Origin of the sequence: Nocardioides antri (assembly GCF_008373765.1) — a bacterium.
Taxonomy (GTDB): domain Bacteria; phylum Actinomycetota; class Actinomycetes; order Propionibacteriales; family Nocardioidaceae; genus Nocardioides; species Nocardioides antri.
On the sequence record NZ_VUJW01000006.1, the window covers coordinates 132636 to 153466 of the forward strand.

A 20831-nucleotide genomic window follows, 5' to 3' on the forward strand; every position below is an offset into this window, starting at 1 on the left:
CGAAGTGCCTGCCCTCGGGCGATGTCCGGAGGGCCGGGCCCGCCTAGCGTTCTGGACACCGAAGCATTGACCCCCGAGGACGGTGAGCACCATGACCTGGAGCGAGACCAAGCGCCGCTGGCACATCATGCGGGAGATCGAGGAGCTGTTCCTCCAGGACCCGGGGGCCGCCCTTCCCTGGAACGACGAGCTCGCCGAGCTGTTCGGTGACCGCGACCACCTCGTGACCGCGCTGCGCTACCGCTGGCAGCTGACCCGCCAGGCCCAGCTGGACACCGACTCGCCCGAGCCGGCGTGGGAGGAGCAGCAGGGACGGGTGGAACGGCGGACCCGCACCCTGCTGCGGATCCTGGACCGCGCGGCTGCCGAGGCGCAGGGTGGACACCGTGCCGTCGCCTAGCACCCTCCTCTCCACACCGCAGTCCTTCGTCGCCTGGTCGATCGCGCACGGGCTGCAGCGCCGGTTCCTACACCGCGCGGCCGCCAAGGGCGACGTGATGGCCGGGCTCGCCACTGACAGCGCGTTGTACGACGACCCGTACCCCTCCTACGAGCAGCTCCGTGCCCAGGGCCGGGTCGTGCGCAACGGCCTGGTCGCCGGCACCGTCGACCACGCCGTCGCCAACGCGATCCTGCGCAGCGACGACTTCGGCACCGGCGCCGGCCAGGGCGAGCTGCCCGCCCCGCTGCGGCGACTGCACCAGCTGGTCCGCGACACCGACACGCTCAGCCCGGTCGACCCGCCGTCGATGCTCGTGGTCGACCCGCCGGTCCACACCCACTACCGCCGACTGGTGTCCCGCGCGTTCACCGCCCGCAAGGTCGGCCGGATGGCCGACCGCGTCGATTCGGTCGCGACCCGGCTGCTCGACGACCTCGGCCGCGAGCCGACGTTCGACCTGGTCGGGCGCTACGCCGCGCAGCTGCCGGTCGCCGTCATCGCCGACATCCTCGGCGTCCCCGAGCACGAGCGCGGCCCGCTCCTGGAGTGGGGCAACCTCGCGGCGACGACGCTCGACCCCGGCCTGAGCTGGGGGCAGTACCGCGCGGCGGAGGTCGCGCTCCGCCAGATGCACGCGTGGTTCGACCACCACCTCGACCGGCTGCGGCGCGACCCCGGCAGCGACCTGCTGAGCCAGGTCGTCCAGGATCCGGAGGCCGCCGACCTGAGCCGGGACGAGCTCCACGCGATCGGGCTGCTCGTCCTCGGCGCCGGCTTCGAGACCACCGTGAACCTGATCGGCAACGCGGTCGCACTGCTCGACGCCCACCCCGACCAGCGGCGCTGGCTGCAGGACAACCCGGACGGTTGGGGCAACGCTGTCGAGGAGGTCCTGCGGCACGACGCGCCGGTCCAGCTGACCATGCGGGCTGCGTCGTGCGACACCGAGGTCGGCGGGGAGCGGATCGCCGAGGGGGAGGCGGTGCTCGTCTACCTCGGCGGGGCCAACCGCGACCCGGCGGTGTTCGACGACCCCGCCACGTTCGACGTACGACGCACCAACGCCGCCGAGCACGTGGCGTCCTCCGCTGGCGTCCACTTCTGCCTGGGGGCGAGCCTGGCGCGGCTCGAGGCCACGGTCGCCCTGCGCACGCTCTTCGACCGCTACCCCGACCTGCGCGTGGTCGGCCGGCCCGAGCGGCGCACGACCCGGGTGCTGCGCGGCTGGGAGTACCTCCCCGTCTCGACCGTCGCGGACGCGTCCTCGGTCCCGCGTCCTGATCTCCGCTCCGTGGGGTGACCGGCCCGTAACTGGCTCGCAACTGGCTCCTAGGAACCGATGCCGGGCTCCGGACGTCGGAGGCCCATGACTCCTCGGATCCCCGACACCGCCGCCGCGGCCGTCGCCGCGCTCCTCGCCACCGCCGTCCTCGCCGCGTGCTCGGGCTCCGCCCCCGACCCCGACAGCAGGCGCGGGATCGACACCCGGTCCTACTACGAGGACTACCCCGAGGTGGTCTACGAGAGCGACGGGTCGCACTCGATGCCCCAGGCCACCGTGGCGGAGGGCTCCGGCGGCGAGCACCCGCGGATCCCGGCCACGAACCAGGACAACACCTTCCGCGACCACGGCACGAGCGGCTTCGTCGAGACCACGGCGGACCCACGGTCGACCTTCGCGCTCGACGTCGACACCGGGTCGTACGGCGTCGCCCGCACCCTCCTCCGCGACGGCTACCGGGTGCCGCGGGCGTCCATCCGGGTCGAGGAGTGGGTCAACGCGTTCGACTACGACGACCCCGCGCCCACCGACGCCGACCTCGGCCTGACCACCGAGACCGGCACGACGCCGAGCCTCGACGACGGGACCCAGCTGGTCCGGGTCGGTGTGGCTGCGCGCGAGGTGTCCGCGGACGACCGGCCGCCGGTGAACGTGACCCTGGTCGTCGACCGGTCGGGGAGCATGAACATCCGGGAGCGGCTGGGCCTGGTGCAGTCCTCCCTCGCGCTCCTGGCGGACCGGCTCGACGCCGACGACACGGTCTCGGTCGTGTCCTTCGAGGACGAGGCCCGGCCGATCCTGGAGCCGACCCCCGCCAGCGACACCGAGGCGATCCTCGAGGCGGTCGAGGCCCTGGAGCCGGGCGGCAGCACCAACCTCGAGGCCGGCCTGCGGCTCGGCTACGAGCAGGCACGGGAGGCGGCAGCCCAGGGTGACCGGACGCCGTCAACCTCGTCGTCCTCGCCTCCGACGGCGTCGCCAACGTCGGCAACACCGGGCCGGGCTCGATCATCGAGACCATCCAGGAGGAGGGCCGCTCGCCCGACGGCGGCATCCACCTGGTCACGGTCGGCTACGGCATGGGCAACTACAACGACCACCTGATGGAGCAGCTCGCCGACCTCGGTGACGGGTTCTACGCATACGTCGACACCTACGACGAGGCCGAGCAGCTGTTCGGTGAGGACCTGGTCACGACGCTGACGCCGGTGGCCGGCGAGGCCCGTACGCAGGTCAGCTTCGATCCCGGGCTCGTGACGTCGTACCGCCTGATCGGCTACGACAACCGCGCGATCGCGGACGAGGACTTCACCGACCCGGGGACGGACGCCGGCGAGCTCGGCGCCGGCCACCACGCCACCGCTCTCTACGAGGTCCGCCTCGCGCCGGGCGTCGAGCCGGGGGCCGTGATCGGCAACGCCGCGGTCCGCTGGACGCCGGTGGGTCCCGGCGCCGATGCCGCTGCCCAGGAGGAGGCCGTGGTCGACGTGGTGGCCGCGGACGACGAGCAGCCGTCGTACCGGCTGGACCTGGCGGTGACCGTGGCGGACCTGGCGCAGGTGCTCAAGCTGGCGGCGCCGTACGCCGATCGCGGGATCACCCTCGACGACGTGCTGGCGCGGGCGGAGGCGCTCGCGGCCGCGGGCGTCGCCGGCGCCGCGGAGCTGGTGACGCTCGTGGAGCAGGCGATCGCGGTCGCCTGACCAGGTTTACATCCGCGGGGGTCTTGTCAAACGGGTTTACAAACACTACCGTCTTGTCAATGAGCCCCGAACAGATCGGCAAGACCGTCCCGGACGGCACGACCGAGGTGTGGAAGGACCGGAAGCGGTACCTCTGGCTGCTCGGCCTGATGGTCCCCGGCTTCGGCCTCCTCGCCGTGGCCTCCTACCTCTACCTCGACTGGTGGTGGCTGCTGCTGGCCGGGCCGCTCCTCATCAACGTGATCATCCCGGTGCTCGACCTCGCGCTCGGGCTCGACCCGTCGAACCCGCCCGACGACATGATCGAGCAGCTCGAGAACGACCGGTACTACCGCTGGGTCGTCTACCTGTACCTGCCGATGCAGTTCGCCATCCTGATCGGTGGCGCGGCGATGCTCGGTGACATCAACCCGGTCCGCTGGGCTGCCGACCTCCTCGGCGCCACCGGCGGCATCGCCGACGTCCTCGGCGCGGGCATCGTGCGCGACCTCGCCGACGACCCTCTGGCCTGGTGGGAGAAGGTCCTGCTCGCGATCTCCCTCGCCGGCGTCCAGGGCATCGGCATCAACACCGCGCACGAGCTCGGGCACAAGAAGGAGTCGGTCGAGCGCTGGCTGTCCAAGATCGCGCTGGCGCCGACGTTCTACGGACACTTCTACATCGAGCACAACCGCGGCCACCACGTGCGGGTGGCCACGCCGGAGGACCCCGCGTCGTCGCGGCTCGGCGAGTCCTTCTGGGCGTTCTGGCCGCGCACCGTCACCGGCTCGCTGAAGAGCGCCTGGGAACTGGAGGCCAAGCGCTACAGGCGCAAGGGCACCCACCCGTTCCACCTCGGCAACGACGTGCTCAACGCCTGGCTGATGTCGCTGGTGCTCTACGGCGCCATCACGTTGATGTTCGGCTGGCAGGTGCTGCCCTACCTCGCCATCACCGTCGTGTTCGGGTTCTCGCTGCTGGAGATCGTCAACTACCTCGAGCACTACGGGATGCTGCGGCAGAAGGTCGGCGAGAAGCAGCGCTACGAGCGGGTGCTGCCGATGCACAGCTGGAACAGCAACAACATCGTCACCAACATCTTCCTCTACCACCTGCAGCGGCACAGCGACCACCACGCCAACCCGACCCGTCGCTACCAGACGCTGCGCGACTTCAAGGAGTCGCCCGCCCTGCCGACCGGCTACGCCGGGATGCTGACGCTGGCGCTCTTCCCGCCGCTGTGGCGCAAGGTGATGGACCCGCGCGTGGTCGACCACCTCGAGGGCGACGTGACCCTGGCCAACATCCACCCGCGCAAGGTGGAGAAGTACCTCCGGAAGTTCCCGCCGCCGGCCGAGCACGACGTCCACAAGGACGACTTCTTCGCGCAGAAGTTCGAGGGCGAGGTGCTCGCGGCGAGGTGTCCCGGCTGCTCCTACGTCTACGAGGTCGCCGCGGGCGACGAGCACGAGGGCTTCCCGGCCGGCACGGCGTGGAGCGAGATCCCGGAGGACTGGACCTGTCCGGACTGCGGCGTCCGCGACAAGATCGACTTCATCCCGTTCGACCCGGAGAAGGTGGATGCCTCATGAAGATCGTCGCGGATCTGGAGAAGTGCGAGGGCCTCGGCATGTGCGAGGCGATGGCCAACGACTACTTCGAGGTCGACGAGGATGAGGACCAGGTCAACATCCTGGACGACTCGCCGCCGGAGTCGGACCGGGCCCATGTGTACGCCGCGGTCCAGGCCTGCCCGGTGCTTGCGCTGTCGCTGACGGACTGATGTCTATCCTCGCTCCTGTGAGCGCGCAGCCCGCCGGGGCGTCACCGGTCGTCGTCGGAGGACTTCGCGAGCGCCTGTGCGACGCCGCCCAGGCGGTGATCACCAACGAGGGCTGGGCGCGGGTCACCATGGCGCGGCTCGCGGACGAGGTCGGCGTGAGCAGGCAGACCGTCTACAACGAGATCGGCACCAAGAACGACCTTGCCGAGGCCGTCGTGCTGCGCGAGCTCGACCGGTTCCTCGCCGGCGTGGTCCGCTCCTTCGACGAGAACCCCGACGACCTGGTCCAGGCGATCCGCGACTCGGCCCGGCGGGTGCTCAAGTACGCCCAGAACAACGCGCTCCTGCACGCCGTCGTGTCGGCCACCCATGGCGCCGACACCGAACTCCTGCCGCTGCTGACGACCCACGCCGAGTCGCTGCTGGTGGCGGCCAAGATGGTGGTCGGCGAACGGCTCGAGGGCTACGACATCGACCTCGAGCCCGACCGCCTCGACGCGAGCATCGACATGGTGGTCCGGCTGGTGCTCAGCCACGTCATGCAGCCCTCCGCCGACCCGGCGACGACCGCGGACGACATCGCGTGGGTCGCGGAGAAGGTCCTCGGCTGACTGACCGGACCCCCCGCACCGGCGCCGGATGCGGGACACTGGGCGACGTCCTATCGGTTTCCGAACTACCCTCAGCGGGGGAGGGAAGTTCTATGGGGGTTGCGCACCGACGCGCGCGGCTGGCGTTCGTGAGCGCCGTCGTGCTGCTGGCTGCTGCCTGCAGCAGCCCGGCTGACCCGGCCGAGGACGAGACGAGCGGCGCCGCGTCGGGGACCAGCTCGGTGCCCGACGGCGGCGGGCCGTCGTACGCCGTGCACACGGTGGAGCCGCCGGGTGAGTTCGACCGCATCGAGCCTGACGACATGCTGCTCGAGAGCACCGAGACGATCCCCGACGAGCTCATCCGGCGGATCCGGAACATCCGGCTCGAGGGCCGCAGAGCCGTCAGTGCCATCACGCCGCTGTCGCTCTCCAGCTTCTCGCTGGAGAACCGGGCCTATCGGATCGCCGCGGTCGACGTCGAGGGGTACCGCCGGTTCGCCGGTCCGGACGACAATGGTGCGAGGTTCCAGGAAGCCTGGGAGCGCGTCGCGGGCGGCGAGATCGCGGTGCTTGACGCGCTGAAGGGCCGGATCCCCCTCGACAAGGACGACTATCTCGCCGTCGGTTCGGGCGAGCAGACCTCGCCGATCCACGTGGGCGCCTGGACTTCGCAGGTCGGCACCATCGACGCGGTCGTCAACGAGGCGTGGGGAGAGGCCCTCGACTTCCCCGAGAACAACGCGCTCGTGATCAGCACCGGCGCCTACTCGCCGCAGGCGGTCAAGGAGAAGCTGGAGCCGCTCCTCGAGGACAACATGGCGATCACCGACCTCGACATCGTCGCTCAGACCGGCATCGACCCTGGCGCGTCCCGGACCGCGCTGGTCATCGGCACCTTCGCCGAGGCGGTCGGCGTCTACCGCTACACCCCGATCGGCGGCGGCCGGGTGCAGCCCGACCCGGCGTGGGTGCGGGAGCACATCGTGACCGAGACGGTGCCCATCCTGGGCAGGCTCACCTGCAACAAGTACATGATGCCGCAGCTCAGGGAAGCGCTCCTGGAGGTGCAGACGCTCGGTCTAGCCCACGAGATCAAGTACCACGTCGGCTGCTACTACCCGCGGTTCATCGCCGGGTCGACGACGCTCTCCAACCATTCCTTCGGCCTGGCGATCGACATCAACTCGCTCGAGAACCAACGGGGCACCGTCGGCGAGATGCACCCCACCGTGGTGCAGATCTTCAAGAAGTGGGGCTTCGCCTGGGGCGGCGACTGGACCTGGACCGACCCCATGCACTTCGAGCTCGAGCGGATCGTCCAGCCCGGCTGACGGGCGGGGTTGTCCGCCCTTCCCACGGGTTGTCCGCCTCTGCAACGGCCGACAACCCGCGGAATACCCGGTCGACCGGGTATCCCGCGCCCCGCGCTCGCCCGAACCGTGACAGCGACACTGTCAGCATTGTGCAATGATCGGCCCATGACGCTCCAGAGCATCGAACTGGGCCAGGGCACCGGCCCGCTCCGCGGGATCAAGGTCGTCGAGATCGCCGGCATCGGCCCCGGTCCGCACGCCTGCACGATCCTCGCTGACCTCGGCGCCGACGTGATCCGGGTCGAGCGGCCCGGGGGCCAGCTCCTCGCCGGGGGCAGCCACGACCTGCTGACCCGGGGACGTCCCAGCGTCGCGCTCAACCTCAAGGACCCGGCAGCGGCCGGGGTCGTGCTCGACCTCGTCGCGAACGCCGACGTGCTGGTCGAGGGCATGCGCCCCGGCGTCGCGGAGCGGCTGGGCATCGGCCCCGACGAGTGCCGTGCACGCAACCCGCGGCTGGTCTACGGCCGGATGACCGGCTGGGGCCAGGACGGCCCCTGGAGCCAGGCGGCCGGCCACGACATGAACTACATCGCGATCACCGGCACCCTGCACGGGCTCGGCCAGGTCAAGGAGAAGCCGCAGTTTCCGGCGAACCTGGTCGGCGACTTCGGCGGCGGCTCGACGTACCTCGTCATCGGCATCCTCGCCGCCCTGCTCGAGGCCAGGGTCTCCGGCGAGGGGCAGGTCGTCGACGCCGCGATCGTCGACGGGACCGCGCACCTCAACACGATGCTCGCGGCGTTCCTCGCCGCCGGGACGTTCAAGGAGGAGCGGGTCAGCAATCTGCTCGACGGCGGCGCGCCGTACTACGACATCTACGAGACCGCCGACGGTGAGCACATGTCCGTCGGCTCGCTGGAGCCGCAGTTCTTCGCCCAGCTCGTGGAGCTGCTCGACATCGTGGACCAGGTGCCCGGCCAGTTCGAGTTCGACCGGTTCGACGAGATGCGGGAGCTCATCGCGTCGCGCTTCAAGGAGAAGACCCGCGACGAGTGGTGCGCGGTCTTCGACGGCACCGACGCCTGCGTCGCGCCCATCCTCAAGTTCAGCGAGGCGGTCGACCACCCGCACATGAAGGCGCGGGAGGTCCTGGTCGAGAAGGACGGGATCGTGCAGCCGCAGCCGGCGCCGCGGTTCTCCCGCACGCAGGCGACCCTCGGGATGGCGCCGCCGCCGAAGGCCGGCGCCCACACCCGAGAGGCGCTGACCGCCTGGGGCGTCGCGAACGTCGACGATCTCCTACTGCGGGGGGTCGCGGTGCAGGTTGACGAGGAGTAGGAACCACCCATGGAGCACGTCGACGTCCTCATCATCGGAGCCGGGCTCTCGGGCGTCGGCGCTGCCGCGCAGGTCCGCACCCGCCTGCCCGGGAAGTCCGTGCTCGTGCTCGAGTCCCGCGACGCCAAGGGCGGCACGTGGGACCTCTTCCGCTACCCGGGCATCCGGTCCGACAGCGACATGTTCACCTTCGGCTACACCTGGCGGCCGTGGCAGAGCGATGTCGCGCTCGCGGACGGCCCGCTGATCCGGGAGTACATCGACACCGTCGCCGAGGAGTACGACGTCGACCGGCTGATCCGCTACCGCCACCGGGTCACCCACGCGGCCTGGGACTCCGAGCAGGCGCGCTGGACCGTCACCGCGAGCGTCGGCGACCCCGCTGCCGGGGAGACGGTCACCCTGACCGCGGGCTTCCTGTGGTCGTGCGCCGGCTACTACCAGTACGAGCAGGGCTTCCAGCCGACCTGGCCCGGCATGGCCGACTTCCGCGGCGAGATCATCCACCCGCAGCACTGGCCCGACGACCTCGACTACGCCGGGAAACGGGTCGTCGTGGTCGGCAGCGGCGCGACCGCCGTGACGCTGGTGCCGGCGATGGCCACCGGCCCCGGGGCGGCCGAGCACGTGACGATGCTGCAGCGGACGCCGACGTACGTCATCAACCGCGGGCGGCACGACCCGGTGGCCCGCCTGCTCAAGAAGCTGCGGATGCCGGACCGGGTGGTCTACCGGGTGGCTCGGTGGGCCAACATCCTGCAGGCGGTCGGCTTCTACAAGTTCAGCATGCGCTGGCCGGCACGGGCGAAGGCCCTCATCCGCAAGGGCGTCGTGAGCCAGCTGCCGCCGGACTTCGCCGTCGACGAGCACTTCGCGCCGCCGTACAACCCGTGGGAGCAGCGACTCTGCTTCGTGCCGAACAACGACCTCTTCAAGGTGCTGAGCGACGGGGACGCGTCGGTCGTCACCGACACCATCGAGACGTTCACGCGTGACGGGCTGAGGTTGACGTCGGGACGCGAGCTGGCCGCCGACGTCGTGGTCACGGCCACCGGGTTCCAGATGCAGCTGCCGTTCGGCGGCATCGACTTCGTCGTCGACGGCGAGCCGATGGACCTGCCGTCGCGGCTGGCCTACAAGGCGCTGATGCTCAGCGGCGTGCCGAACCTCTTCTTCACCCTCGGCTACACCAACGCGTCGTGGACCCTCAAGGCCGACCTCGTCATCGACTACGTGTGCCGGCTGCTGGCCCACATGGGCCAGCACGGCTACCGGACCGCGGTGCCGGAGCCCGACCCGACGGTGGAGCGGCGTCCGCTGATGCTGCTGAGCTCCGGATACATCCAGCGCTCGGCGCACCTGCTGCCGGGCGAGGGCGACCGGGCGCCGTGGCGGCTCGACCAGAACTACCTGGTCGACCGGCGGATCATCCAGCGGGCGCCGATCGACGACGGCGTGCTGCGCTTCACGTAGTCGCGGATTCTTCCGACGGAAGGATCGCCCCCTAGGCTGGTGCCATCGGTCCGGCAGGTCTTGCCCCGGGCCCCGCGCGCCAGCCGCGCTCCTCGTACTCGAGGCCCGCTTCCCTTCCCGCCGCCGGCGGGACAGCACGGCGAGACGCCGACCGAGAGATTTCCTCGTGACCTCCACCTTCGCCGATCTCGGCGTGCCCACCGACCTGCTCGCCGTCCTGACGGCCGACCAGATCACCGTTCCCACCCCGATCCAGGCGGCGACGCTGCCGGACTCGCTGGCCGGCCGTGACGTCCTCGGGCGTGGCCGCACCGGCTCCGGCAAGACCTACGCCTTCGGCCTCCCGCTGGTCGCGCGCCTCGCGCAGGCCGGTCGCCGTCCGGTGACCAAGCGGCCTCGCGCCCTGGTCCTGGCGCCCACCCGCGAGCTGGCCAGCCAGATCCACGCGACCATCAAGCCGCTCGCCGACGCGGCCGGCCTCAGCACGACGACCGTCTTCGGCGGCGTCGGCCAGGGCCCGCAGGTCAGCGCGCTGCGCCGCGGCGTCGACATCCTCATCGCCTGCCCCGGCCGGCTCGAGGACCTGATCCAACAGGGCCACTGCAGCCTCGCGGACGTCCAGATCACCGTGCTCGACGAGGCCGACCACATGGCCGACCTCGGCTTCCTGCCCGCCGTACGACGCCTGCTCGACCAGACGCCGAAGGGCGGTCAGCGGATGCTGTTCTCCGCGACCCTCGACGGCGCGATCAACGTGCTCGTGAAGCGGTTCCTCGCGAACCCCGCCGTGCACGAGGCCGACTCGGCGCAGTCGCCCGTCGCGAAGATGGACCACCACGTGCTGCACGTGAACCGTGAGCTGCGCCTGCAGGTCCTCCTCGACCTCGTGAGCGCTCCCGGCCGGACCGTCGTCTTCACCCGCACCAAGCACGGTGCGAAGGCCCTGGCCCGCCAGCTCAACAGCGCCGGCGTCCCCGCGGTCGACCTGCACGGCAACCTGAGCCAGGGTGCGCGCACCCGCAACATGGACGCCTTCCACAGCGGCCAGGCCACCACGCTGGTCGCCACCGACATCGCCGCGCGCGGCATCCACGTCGACGACGTCGCCCTGGTGATCCACGCGGACCCGCCGGCCGAGCACAAGGCCTACCTGCACCGCTCCGGCCGCACGGCCCGCGCTGGTGCCGCCGGCACGGTGATCACGCTGATGACCGACGACCAGCGCGGCGACGTACGCGCTCTCACGCGGGCGGCCGGCATCAAGGCCACGACGACCCGCGTCGACAGCGCCGGCCACCCCGTGCTGAAGGACCTCGCTCCCGGCGAGCGCTCGCGTCCGGGCGGCCTCAAGACCGAGGTGACCACCACCTCCTCGGGCGGCGGTCGCTCGCGGCCGAAGTCCGGCGGTGCGCGGTCGGGCGCCAAGCCGCGCCCGAAGGCCGGCGCCCGCAGCGGTGCCGGCAGGTCCGGTGGCTCGGGCAACGGCGGCTCAGGCAACGGTGGCTCTGCCGGTGGAGGACGCCGGCGCAGCAGCCAGCGTCGGTCCGGCGGTAACGGCGGCGGCCACAGCGCCTCGACGTTCAGCTCCGGGCGCCGCTGATCCCGGGCTGACCCCTACCTCCGCGGGTTGCGGGCGGTCCGGGCGACGGCGGACTCGTAGGCCGTCACCAGGCCGCCGACCGAGAGCGGCTTCAGCCGCTCCATGACCTCGCGGAAGTGCTCGGACCGGTCGTCGTCGTACAGCGGGGCGAGCTTGTCGCGGATGACCTCGTAGAGCTCCTTCGCCATCTGCTCGCCGTGCTCGCGGTAGACGGCCGCGGCCGCGACGGCGACCTCGCGCGGGAAGCCGAGCTCCAGCAGCCGGAGCCCGATCGCGAGCTGGTTGCCGGCGACGAGGTACGACGCGTCGCGCCGCCGCAGCACGCCGAGGGCCTGAAGCGTCGCGACGTCCTCGTCCGACAGGCTGCGACCGGCCTTCCGCTCGAGCTGGGCGTGGTCCATCTCGACCGGGAGGTCGGACTGCCACGGCGCCAGCATCGTGCGCGCGAGCGCGATGTCCTCGGGCGTGGCCTCGTCGGGGATCCCGGCGACGTACCGCTCGATGGCGGCCAGCGTGAAGCCGTGGCTCTGCAGCTCCTGGACGAGCTCGAGCCGCGCAACGTGCTCGGGCGTGTAGTAGCCGGACCGGCCGCGCCGCACGGGCGGAGGCAGCAGGCCCTTGGTCGTGTAGAACCGCACGGTCCGCACGCTCAGGCCGACCCGCTGGGTGAGCTCGTCGAGCGTCAGCAGACCCTCGGTGGCGCCGCTCTGCGCACCCGGTGTGACATCCGTCGCATGACCCTCTCCCTTGACCATGACAGTAATAGTGTCACAATCGGGTCAGCGACCTTTGAAGCGCGCTGACGCGCGCGTTCCCGAATCCCAAGGACGGTCATGGCAGAAGCATTCGTGTACGACCACCTCCGCACCCCCCGCGGCAGGGGCAAGGCGACCGGCACCCTCCACGAGGTGAAGCCCGTCGACCTCGCTGTTGGTCTCCTCAACGAGCTCGAGGTGCGCAACCCCGGCCTCGACACCCACCGCGTCGACGACGTCATCCTCGGCGTCGTGAGCCCGGTGGCCGACCAGGGCGGCGACATCGCCAAGACGGCGGCGCTGGCCGCCGGCTACCCCGAGACCGTCGCGGGCGTGCAGCTCAACCGCTTCTGCGCCTCCGGCCTCGAGGCCGTCAACCAGGCCGCCGGCCGCGTGCGCGGTGGCTTCGAGGACCTGATCGTCGCCGGTGGCGTCGAGTCGATGAGCCGGGTGCCGATGGGCTCCGACGGTGGCGCCTGGGCCCAGGACCCGGCCACCGCTCTGAAGACCAGCTTCGTCCCGCAGGGCATCGGCGCCGACCTGATCGCCACGATCGAGGGCTGGAACCGCGAGGACGTCGACGCGTACGCCGCCGAGTCGCACCACCGCGCCGCCAAGGCGTGGGCGAACGGCTACTTCGAGGGCGCCGTCGTACCGGTCAAGGACATCAACGGCATCACCGTGCTCGACCGTGACGAGACGGTCCGCCCGGACACCTCGGTCGAGGGCCTCGCCGGTCTCAAGCCGAGCTTCGCCCAGATCGGCGCGGACGCCGGCTTCGACAACGTGGCGCTCGAGAAGTACCACTGGGTCGAGAAGATCAACCACGTCCACCACGCCGGCAACAGCTCCGGCATCGTGGACGGCGCCGCTCTGACCCTGATCGGCAGCGAGCAGGTCGGCCAGGACCTCGGCCTGACCCCGCGGGCGCGGATCCTCGCGACCGCCGTGTCGGGTGCCGACCCGGTGATCATGCTGACCGGTCCGGCCCCGGCCGCGCGCAAGGCGCTGGCCAAGGCCGGCCTCGAGGTCGGCGACATCGACCTGTTCGAGATCAACGAGGCGTTCGCCGCCGTCGCGATGCGGTTCATGCGCGACATGGGCATCAGCCACGACATCACCAACGTCAACGGCGGCGCGATCGCCATGGGCCACCCGCTCGGCGCGACCGGCGCGATGATCCTCGGCACGCTGATCGACGAGCTCGAGCGGCGCGACCTGCGCCGCGGCCTCGCCACGCTCTGCGTCGGCGGAGGCATGGGCATCGCCACCATCATCGAGCGCGTCTGACGCTGGACACCGAGACAGGACTGGAACCACACACTGATGAGCACTGACACTCAGACCGCTGTGCGCTACGAGCGGGACTCCGACGGCATCGTCACCCTGACGCTGGACGACCCCAACCAGAGCGCCAACACGATGAACGAGCTCTACCGCTCCTCCATGGAGGCCGCGGTCGAGCGCCTGTACAGCGAACACGGCGACGACGACGGCGCTATCAAGGGCGTCGTGATCGCCAGCGCGAAGAAGACCTTCTTCGCCGGCGGCGACCTCAAGCTGATGACCCAGACGACCAAGGAGAACGCCCCCGAGGTGTTCGCCCTCGCCGAGAGCATCAAGGCCGCCCTGCGGCGCCTCGAGCTGTTCCCCAAGCCGGTCGTCGCCGCCATCAACGGCGCCGCCCTCGGCGGCGGCCTCGAGATCTGCCTGGCCGCGAACCACCGGATCGCCGTCGACGACCGCAGCGTCAAGGTCGGCCTGCCCGAGGCCAGCCTTGGCCTGCTCCCGGGCGGTGGCGGCGTCACCCGCACCGTGCGGATGTTCGGCATCCAGTCGGCGCTGATGGACTTCCTGCTCCAGGGCACGCAGTTCGACCCGCAGAAGGCCAAGGACAAGGGCCTCGTCAACGAGCTGGTCGCGAGCCGTGAGGAGCTGGTCCCTGCTGCGAAGGCGTGGATCAAGGCCAACCCGGACGCGTCCGCCCAGCCGTGGGACGCCCCCGGCTACAAGATGCCCGGCGGCAGCCCGAAGTCCCCGGCTCTCGCCGCGTTCCTCCCGGCGTTCCCGGCGCTCCTGCGCCAGCAGCTGAAGGGTGCGGACTACCCGGCGCAGAAGGCGATCCTGTCGGCCGCGATCGAGGGCGCATCCGTCGACTTCGACACCGCCTCGCGAATCGAGTCGCGCTACCTCACCAACCTGGTGGTCAACCAGAACTCGAAGAACATGATCCAGGCGTTCTTCTTCGACCTCCAGGCGATCAACTCCGGCTCGCTCCGCCCGCAGGGCATCGAACCGTGGAAGGCCACGAAGGTCGGCGTGCTCGGCGCGGGCATGATGGGCGCGGGCATCGCCTACGTCTGCGCCAAGGCCGGCATGGAGGTCGTCCTCAAGGACGTCGCAATCGAGAACGCCGAGAAGGGCAAGGCGTACTCCGAGGGCATCCTCGACAAGGCGATCAGCCGCGGCAAGTCGACCGAGGAGAAGAAGGCCGAGCTGCTCGGCCGGATCAAGCCGACCGCCGACCCGGCCGACCTCACCGGCTGCGACCTGGTGATCGAGGCGGTGTTCGAGGACCCGTCCCTGAAGGCGAAGGTCTTCGCCGAGGTGGCGCCGTACGTCAACAAGGACGCGCTCCTCTGCTCGAACACCTCGACGCTGCCGATCACCGAGCTCGCTGACGGTGTCGACCGGCCGGCCGACTTCATCGGCCTCCACTTCTTCTCCCCCGTGGACAAGATGCCGCTGGTCGAGATCATCACCGGCAAGGAGACCTCGGACGAGGCGCTGGCCAAGGCCTACGACGTGGTCCAGCAGATCCGGAAGACCCCGATCGTCGTCAACGACAGCCGTGGCTTCTACACCTCGCGCGTCATCGGCTACATGGTCAACGAGGGCATGGCGATGCTCGCGGAGGGCGTGGCGCCGTACTCCATCGAGCGCGCCACCACCATGGCCGGCTACCCGGCGCCGGTGCTCCAGCTGTCCGACGAGCTCAACCTCGAGCTGATGGCGAAGATCGCCAAGGCCACCAAGGAGGGTGAGCTCGCCGCGGGTCACGAGTACGTCGAGCACCCCGGCATCGCGGTCGTCCACAAGATGCTCGAGGCCGGTCGTGCCGGTCGCCTCCGTGGCGCGGGCTTCTACGACTACGAGGACGGCAAGCGCGGCTCGATCTGGGCCGGGCTCGCCGACCTGTTCCCCGTCGCCGCGGAGCAGATCCCGCTCGAGGACATCAAGGACCGGATGCTGTTCGCCGAGGCACTCGAGACCGCGAAGTGCTTCGAGGAGGGCGTCATCACCTCGGCGGCCGCCGCGAACATCGGCTCGATCATGGGCATCGGCTTCCCGCCGAACACCGGTGGTGCCGCCCAGTTCATGACCGGCTACGAGGACAAGTCGACCGGCGAGGTCGGTCTCGACGCGTTCCTGAAGCGGGCCGACGAGCTGGCCGCCAAGTACGGCGACCGGTTCCAGGCCACCCCGTGGCTGCGTGAGCTCGCCGCCTCGGGTGGGTCCTTCCCCGCCTGATCCTGTTTCACCTCCGAGGGCCCGTCGCTTCTGCGGCGGGCCCTCGGGCGTGACGGGAAGTTTTCCGGTTCTGGGGATTCCCATCCGCGAAAGTCCGGCTTAGGGTCGCCGACGTGGGCGGCTCGGGTGCCGTCTCGGGACAAGGGAGTTCTCTGTGATCTCAGTACGTCGTGCTGTCGCGCTGTCGGCAGCGATCGGTTTGACCTCGGTGGGGCTGGCTTCGGCGTCCACCGCCCCCGGACAGGCCGCGGAGGCCAGGTGCGGGCAGGCCAACAGCTCGTTGGAGCAGGTCCTCGAGTGCGTGACGCTCAAGGGCGTGATGAAGCACCAGAAGGTGTTCGCGGAGATCGCGGCCGCCCACGGTGGCAACCGGGCGGCCGGAACCCCGGGCTATGACGCGTCGGCCGACTACGTCGCGCAGCGGATGACCAAGGCGGGCTACGTCGTGACCCGGCAGCAGTTCGACTTCCACGCGTTCGAGGAGGTCGGGCCCTCGGCGCTGCAGCAGACCAGCCCCGACGCGGTGACCTACACCGAGGACACCGACTTCGCAGCGACGCCGCACTCCGAGCCGGGTGACGTCACCGCGCCGGTGACCCCGGTCGACGTCGCCCTCGGGCTCGGCAACGCCTCGACCAGCGGCTGCGAGGCGGCGGACTTCGCCGGCTTCCCGGCCGGCAACATCGCGCTGATCCAGCGCGGTGTCTGCACCTTCGAGATCAAGGCCGAGAACGCCGCCGCCGCCGGTGCCTCCGGCGTCATCTTCTTCAACCAGGGCAACACCTCCGACGCGGGCCGGCAGGGCATCCCGGCTGTCACGCTGGGCAACGGCTACACGGGAGGCCTGCCGGCGGTCAGCACGACGTACGCCCTCGGCGCGGAGCTCTCCCAGATCTCCGGCCTGCGGATGCGCGTCTTCGCCAACGTCAGCCGGGTCGCGAGCGTGACCGAGAACGTCATCGCCGAGTCCCGCGGTGGCGACCCGGACAACGTGATCATGGCGGGCGCGCACCTCGACTCGGTCCCCGAGGGCGCGGGCATCAACGACAACGGCTCCGGCTCGAGCGGCCTCCTCACCGTCGCCGAGCAGGTGGCGAAGCTCAACCTGCCCAACAAGGTGCGGTTCGCCTGGTGGGGTGCCGAGGAGGGCGGTCTCGTCGGCTCGACGCACTACGTCAACACCCTGACGCCGGCAGAGCGATCCGACATCGAGATGTACCTCAACTTCGACATGATCGGCTCGCCCAACTACGGCCTGTTCATCTACGACGGCGACGGCTCGGCCTTCGGCCTCACCGGCCCGGCGGGGTCCGACGACATCGAGGCGCTGTTCGAGCGCTACTACGCCGATGTCGCCGGTGTCCCGTCCGAGCCGACCGCGTTCTCGGGTCGCTCCGACTACCAGGCCTTCATCCTCAACGGCATCCCCGCCGGCGGTCTCTTCACCGGAGCCGAGGTGCCCAAGACGGCGGCCCAGGTGGCGAAGTGGGGCGGCACCGCGGGCGTCGCCTACGACCCCTGCTACCACTCCGCCTGCGACGGTCTGGCCAACCTCAGCCACGAGGCCCTCGCGATCAACGCCGACGCCATCGCCTACGTGGTCTACCTCTACGCATCCGGCGGCGAGGTGATCAACGCCGGCTGACCCGACCCGTAGGACACCAGAGGGCTCGTCGCTGCTGCGGCGGGCTCTCTGTCGTCCTTCGTCGAATCGGCCCACCACGGGTCCCGAATCAACGGGGATCAGGCATCGGCGGGGGCGGTGACAGGTGCGTCGTCCCTCCGCAGGAACCGCCGCACCAGGAGCCAGAGAGGACCGCCGATGAGGAGGAGCACGACGGCGAAGGGGAGGACCTGGCCGGTCAGGGTGGCGACGTCGGTGCCGAAGGACTTCAGCGCGTCCCAACCGTTCGAGAGGCCGGCGAGGAAGCCGGACTCCTCGGGCTCGTCCTTCTTCTCCTTCTTCTTCTCCGGCGGGGGGAGCGAGATGTTGACGGTGATGGTCGACATCGACGTCTGGTTCTGGAGGTAGTCCAGCCGCTGCTCGAGCGAGTCGAGGTCGGCCTGGCGTCGGGTGAGCTGGCCCTCGATCCGGATGATGTCGCTGATCGACTGGGCGCGGTCGAGCAGGAACTCGACGCGGCGGAGGCTACGACGCTGGGCGCGGATCCGGACCTGGGTGTCGATGACCTTGGTGGTGACGTCCTCGGAGCCGGAGCTCGACGACTGCAGGTCCGCCGCCTGCTCGAGGTCGGCGAGGGCGGCTGTGAAGTCGTCGACCGGGATCCGCAGCAGCAGGCGCGCGGTCTTCAGCTCGCCCTCGTCGTTGGTCGTCGTCTCCCGCTCGGTGATCTCGCCGAAGTACCGGTCGGTGATCTCCTGGACGTCCACCACAGCTGCCTCGACGTCGTCGCTCTCGAGCGAGACGTTTCCCTTCGCGATCAGCTTGCGGTCGGACTCGACCGGCTCGGCCGCGGACTCGAACTGCGCGTTCAACGCGGAGTCGTCGAGCGCGTCGTTCGCCTCCGCCTCCCTGAGAGCAGGGCCGTCCAGGTCGGTCGGCGCCTCCGCCGACTCGTCCCCGGCCCCTTCGAACGAGCCCGACGGCCGGCCGTCCTCGTCCCCCGACGAAGTGCATCCCGAGGCCGCGAGCAGTGCGGCGACCAGCGCCAGGAGAAGCCGGGAAGGACGACGACGCGCGGCAGGCCTCATATGTGTACGACGGCAGCCGGGGTCCGATCGGTTCCGCGGGTCAGACAGCGACGGCTGCCGCGGCGAGCGCGGTCGCCACGTCGGCGGCGTCGTCCGGCGACACCAGCCCCGAGGTGACCCGCACGAACGGCTCGCCGTCGACGGCGAGGAACGGGCTGCTGCCGGCGACCCGGATGCCGGACGCCGCGAGGTGCAGCAGTGCCGCCCGCTCCTCCCGGACCGGCAGCCACAGGTTGATGCCGTCCGGTACGGCGACGTGGACGCCCAGTGCGACCAGGGCACCGGCCAGCGTCCGCTGCCGCGCCATGTACTGCCGCCGCGCCTCGCCCACCTCGTCGAGCGACTGCGAGCTGGTGAGCAGGTCGAGCAGGATCGTCTGCACCATCCGCGACGTCCAGGCCGGTCCGAGCATCCGGCGGGCGACGATCCGGTCGACGATCGCGGCGGGCCCACCCAGTGCGGCGATCCGCAGGTCGGGACCGTGCGACTTGGAGAACGACCGCACGTGCACCACCCGGTCCGGCAGCCAGTGGCCGAGGCTCACGTCGGGTGATACCGAGATGCCGGAGGAGTGGTCGTCCTCGACGATCCACGGCACGTCCGCACGTCTCCGGCGCAGCACCCGGACCAGCTGCTGCGCCCGGGCCTGGGTCATCGAGACGCCGGTCGGGTTGTGGGCGCGCGGCTGGAGCACGACGGCGACCGGCCGGGCGTCGAGCGCGCGCCGCAGGGACTCCGGCGTGACGCCGGACCCGTCGAGCGCGACCGGCACGACCTCGGCGCCGAGCGCCTCGACCAGGTCGAAGAACGGCGGGAAGCCGGGGGACTCGAGCACCACGCGGTCGCCGTACGACGCAACCTGTTCGAGCATGCGCGCCACGCCGTCGGTCGCGCCGTCGACCACCGTGATCGCCTCGGTCTCGTAGGGCCAGGACGCGAGCAGCACCTCACGCAGCTCCGGCAGCACCGGCTCCTCCTGGTAGGCGAGGGTCCCCGCCCGCTGGGAGACGCGGTGGAGCGCCGGCCCGAGGTCCGGCAGCAGCGTCGGGTCGGGCGTTCCGCGCGAGAGGTCGAGCCGCAGCCCGTCCGGGCCCGCGCCGACGAGGCCGCGCTGCCGCGGTGACAGCCAGGGCGTCGGGGTGTCGCGGACGTAGGTGCCGGCGCGGCCCCGCGACACCACCAGGCCGGTACGACGCAGCGCCTGCCACGCCGCGGAGACGGTCGCCGGGGACACCCCCAGCTCGGCGGCGACGTCGCGGACCGTCGGCAGCCGATCGCCGGGTGCGAGGTCGCCGGCGCGCACCGCGCGGCTGAACGCACCCGCGATGCCCTGCGGGGTGCGATCGGCGATCGTCGAGAGATCCATGTGGCCCCAACCCTTGACAGCGGGGAAATCACAGCGAAATGTTCAACCCGGAAGATAACAGAACTCGGGAGCCCATTCCGACCCCCAGCGGAGGTGGACCTTGACCATCGTGCGCGCCGCCATCAGCCAGACGACCTGGACCGGCGACAAGGACTCGATGCTCGACAAGCACGAGCAGTTCGCTCGCGACGCGGCAGCCCAGGGTGCGCAGGTGATGTGCTTCCAGGAGCTGTTCTACGGCCCCTACTTCGGCATCACCCAGGACCAGAAGTACTACCGCTACGCCGAGCCGGCCGACGGCCCGATCGTGCAGCGCTTCGCCTCCCTGGCGAAGGAGCTCGGCATGGTGATCGTGCTCCCGATCTACGAGCAGGAGCAGGCCGGCGTCTACTACAACACCGCCGTCGTCGTCGACGCCGACGGCACGATCCTGGGGAAGTACCGCAAGCACCACATCCCCCAGCTGGAGAAGTTCTTCGAGAAGTTCTACTTCCGGCCCGGCAACCTCGGCTACCCGGTGTTCGACACCGCGGTCGGCAAGGTCGGCGCCTACATCTGCTACGACCGACACTTCCCCGAGGGCTGGCGCGAGCTCGGCCTCAACGGCGCCCACATCGTCTTCAACCCCAACGCCACGAAGCCCGGCCTGAGCAACCGGCTGTGGGAGGTCGAAGGCCCCTGCGCCGCGGTCGCGAACGGCTACTTCGTCCTCCAGCCCAACCGGGTCGGGCTCGAGGACAACGAATACGGCGCCGAGGCGGTCGACTTCTACGGCACCAGCCAGGTCATCGACCCGCGCGGCAACTTCGTCGGCGAGCGCGGTTCCTCGGAGAAGGAGGAGCTCCTCGTCCGCGACCTCGAGATGGACATGGTCCAGCAGATGCGCGACGACTGGCAGTTCTACCGCGACCGCCGGCCCGACTCCTACACCGCCATCCCGCGGCCTTGAGGGGGACCG

General features: G+C 70.7%; 18 protein-coding genes. 15 read left to right on the plus strand and 3 right to left on the minus strand.

The window, feature by feature from the left end; translation table 11 throughout:
- Positions 1 to 91 precede the first annotated feature (91 nt).
- The 11 genes from F0U47_RS12720 (at position 92) to F0U47_RS12770 (ending at position 11509) form a co-directional block, all read left to right on the plus strand.
- Positions 92 to 400: a hypothetical protein gene (locus F0U47_RS12720; RefSeq protein ID WP_149750845.1), complete on the plus strand. Its 309-nt coding sequence runs from the start codon at positions 92 to 94 to the stop codon at positions 398 to 400.
- Positions 387 to 1742 carry a cytochrome P450 gene (locus F0U47_RS12725; protein ID WP_246159596.1) on the plus strand — a complete coding sequence of 452 codons (1356 nt, stop codon included), beginning with the start codon at positions 387 to 389 and terminating at the stop codon, positions 1740 to 1742. Before F0U47_RS12720 ends, F0U47_RS12725 begins: the two co-directional genes overlap by 14 nt.
- A 66-nt stretch (positions 1743 to 1808) precedes the next feature.
- Positions 1809 to 2828 (plus strand): vWA domain-containing protein, encoded by a 1020-nt coding sequence (locus tag F0U47_RS12730; RefSeq protein WP_188111331.1) that lies wholly within the window; start codon positions 1809 to 1811, stop codon positions 2826 to 2828.
- Positions 2804 to 3427, plus strand: a complete 624-nt coding sequence (locus F0U47_RS12735) for a YfbK domain-containing protein (protein ID WP_149750848.1) — start codon at positions 2804 to 2806, stop codon at positions 3425 to 3427. Before F0U47_RS12730 ends, F0U47_RS12735 begins: the two co-directional genes overlap by 25 nt.
- A gap of 59 nt (positions 3428 to 3486) precedes the next feature.
- The gene (locus F0U47_RS22030) at positions 3487 to 4998 is read left to right on the plus strand and encodes a fatty acid desaturase (protein ID WP_149750849.1); all 1512 of its coding nucleotides are present in this window, start codon (positions 3487 to 3489) and stop codon (positions 4996 to 4998) included.
- Positions 4995 to 5189, plus strand: coding sequence for a ferredoxin (locus F0U47_RS12745; RefSeq protein ID WP_149750850.1), 195 nt, complete (start codon positions 4995 to 4997; stop codon positions 5187 to 5189). Before F0U47_RS22030 ends, F0U47_RS12745 begins: the two co-directional genes overlap by 4 nt.
- A 17-nt stretch (positions 5190 to 5206) precedes the next feature.
- Complete coding sequence (locus F0U47_RS12750) at positions 5207 to 5800, plus strand: TetR/AcrR family transcriptional regulator (RefSeq protein ID WP_246159597.1); 594 nt, start codon at positions 5207 to 5209, stop codon at positions 5798 to 5800.
- A gap of 92 nt (positions 5801 to 5892) precedes the next feature.
- Positions 5893 to 7113: a M15 family metallopeptidase gene (locus F0U47_RS12755; protein ID WP_149750852.1), complete on the plus strand. Its 1221-nt coding sequence runs from the start codon at positions 5893 to 5895 to the stop codon at positions 7111 to 7113.
- Between the two features lie 147 nt (positions 7114 to 7260).
- A complete protein-coding gene (locus tag F0U47_RS12760) occupies positions 7261 to 8436 on the plus strand; it encodes a CaiB/BaiF CoA transferase family protein (RefSeq protein ID WP_149750853.1) in 1176 nt (391 codons plus the stop codon).
- A 9-nt stretch (positions 8437 to 8445) separates the two neighbouring features.
- Positions 8446 to 9909 (plus strand): flavin-containing monooxygenase, encoded by a 1464-nt coding sequence (locus F0U47_RS12765; protein WP_149750854.1) that lies wholly within the window; start codon positions 8446 to 8448, stop codon positions 9907 to 9909.
- Positions 9910 to 10075: 166 nt separating this feature from the next.
- Positions 10076 to 11509 (plus strand): DEAD/DEAH box helicase, encoded by a 1434-nt coding sequence (locus F0U47_RS12770; protein ID WP_149750855.1) that lies wholly within the window; start codon positions 10076 to 10078, stop codon positions 11507 to 11509.
- 14 nt (positions 11510 to 11523) lie between these two features.
- Here the strand turns inward: F0U47_RS12770 and F0U47_RS12775 are convergent, their stop codons facing one another.
- Entirely contained in the window at positions 11524 to 12264 is a 741-nt protein-coding gene (locus F0U47_RS12775; RefSeq protein ID WP_149750856.1) for a MerR family transcriptional regulator, read from the minus strand.
- A 78-nt stretch (positions 12265 to 12342) separates the two neighbouring features.
- Between F0U47_RS12775 and F0U47_RS12780 the strand changes: the two genes are divergently transcribed.
- The 3 genes from F0U47_RS12780 (at position 12343) to F0U47_RS12790 (ending at position 17440) form a co-directional block, all read left to right on the plus strand.
- A complete protein-coding gene (locus F0U47_RS12780) occupies positions 12343 to 13554 on the plus strand; it encodes an acetyl-CoA C-acetyltransferase (RefSeq protein WP_149750857.1) in 1212 nt (403 codons plus the stop codon).
- A gap of 36 nt (positions 13555 to 13590) precedes the next feature.
- Positions 13591 to 15795, plus strand: a complete 2205-nt coding sequence (locus F0U47_RS12785) for a 3-hydroxyacyl-CoA dehydrogenase NAD-binding domain-containing protein (RefSeq protein WP_149750858.1) — start codon at positions 13591 to 13593, stop codon at positions 15793 to 15795.
- Positions 15796 to 15949: 154 nt separating this feature from the next.
- On the plus strand, positions 15950 to 17440 hold the full coding sequence (locus F0U47_RS12790) for a M28 family metallopeptidase (RefSeq protein WP_149750859.1): 1491 nt from the start codon (positions 15950 to 15952) through the stop codon (positions 17438 to 17440).
- Positions 17441 to 17538: 98 nt separating this feature from the next.
- On the opposite strand, the gene F0U47_RS12795 is transcribed toward F0U47_RS12790, so the two are convergent.
- Positions 17539 to 18507, minus strand: coding sequence for a DUF4349 domain-containing protein (locus tag F0U47_RS12795; protein ID WP_149750860.1), 969 nt, complete (start codon positions 18505 to 18507; stop codon positions 17539 to 17541).
- A 40-nt stretch (positions 18508 to 18547) separates the two neighbouring features.
- Entirely contained in the window at positions 18548 to 19873 is a 1326-nt protein-coding gene (locus F0U47_RS12800; protein WP_149750861.1) for an aminotransferase class I/II-fold pyridoxal phosphate-dependent enzyme, read from the minus strand.
- A 109-nt stretch (positions 19874 to 19982) separates the two neighbouring features.
- Between F0U47_RS12800 and F0U47_RS12805 the strand changes: the two genes are divergently transcribed.
- Positions 19983 to 20822 (plus strand): nitrilase-related carbon-nitrogen hydrolase, encoded by an 840-nt coding sequence (locus F0U47_RS12805; RefSeq protein WP_246159606.1) that lies wholly within the window; start codon positions 19983 to 19985, stop codon positions 20820 to 20822.
- The last annotated feature ends 9 nt before the right edge of the window (positions 20823 to 20831 follow it).

Excerpts from the sequence above, each read along its gene's own strand:
- F0U47_RS12745 (WP_149750850.1), top strand. The coding sequence starts at position 4,995 with ATGAAGATCGTCGCGGATCTGGAGAAGTGCGAGGGCCTCGGCATGTGC.
- F0U47_RS12800 (WP_149750861.1), bottom strand. The coding sequence starts at position 19,873 with ATGGATCTCTCGACGATCGCCGATCGCACCCCGCAGGGCATCGCGGGT.
- F0U47_RS12735 (WP_149750848.1), top strand. The coding sequence starts at position 2,804 with ATGGGCAACTACAACGACCACCTGATGGAGCAGCTCGCCGACCTCGGT.
- F0U47_RS12765 (WP_149750854.1), top strand. The coding sequence starts at position 8,446 with ATGGAGCACGTCGACGTCCTCATCATCGGAGCCGGGCTCTCGGGCGTC.
- F0U47_RS12730 (WP_188111331.1), top strand. The coding sequence starts at position 1,809 with ATGACTCCTCGGATCCCCGACACCGCCGCCGCGGCCGTCGCCGCGCTC.
- F0U47_RS12755 (WP_149750852.1), top strand. The coding sequence starts at position 5,893 with ATGGGGGTTGCGCACCGACGCGCGCGGCTGGCGTTCGTGAGCGCCGTC.
- F0U47_RS22030 (WP_149750849.1), top strand. The coding sequence starts at position 3,487 with ATGAGCCCCGAACAGATCGGCAAGACCGTCCCGGACGGCACGACCGAG.
- F0U47_RS12720 (WP_149750845.1), top strand. The coding sequence starts at position 92 with ATGACCTGGAGCGAGACCAAGCGCCGCTGGCACATCATGCGGGAGATC.
- F0U47_RS12775 (WP_149750856.1), bottom strand. The coding sequence starts at position 12,264 with ATGGTCAAGGGAGAGGGTCATGCGACGGATGTCACACCGGGTGCGCAG.
- F0U47_RS12760 (WP_149750853.1), top strand. The coding sequence starts at position 7,261 with ATGACGCTCCAGAGCATCGAACTGGGCCAGGGCACCGGCCCGCTCCGC.
- F0U47_RS12780 (WP_149750857.1), top strand. The coding sequence starts at position 12,343 with ATGGCAGAAGCATTCGTGTACGACCACCTCCGCACCCCCCGCGGCAGG.
- F0U47_RS12785 (WP_149750858.1), top strand. The coding sequence starts at position 13,591 with ATGAGCACTGACACTCAGACCGCTGTGCGCTACGAGCGGGACTCCGAC.
- F0U47_RS12795 (WP_149750860.1), bottom strand. The coding sequence starts at position 18,507 with ATGAGGCCTGCCGCGCGTCGTCGTCCTTCCCGGCTTCTCCTGGCGCTG.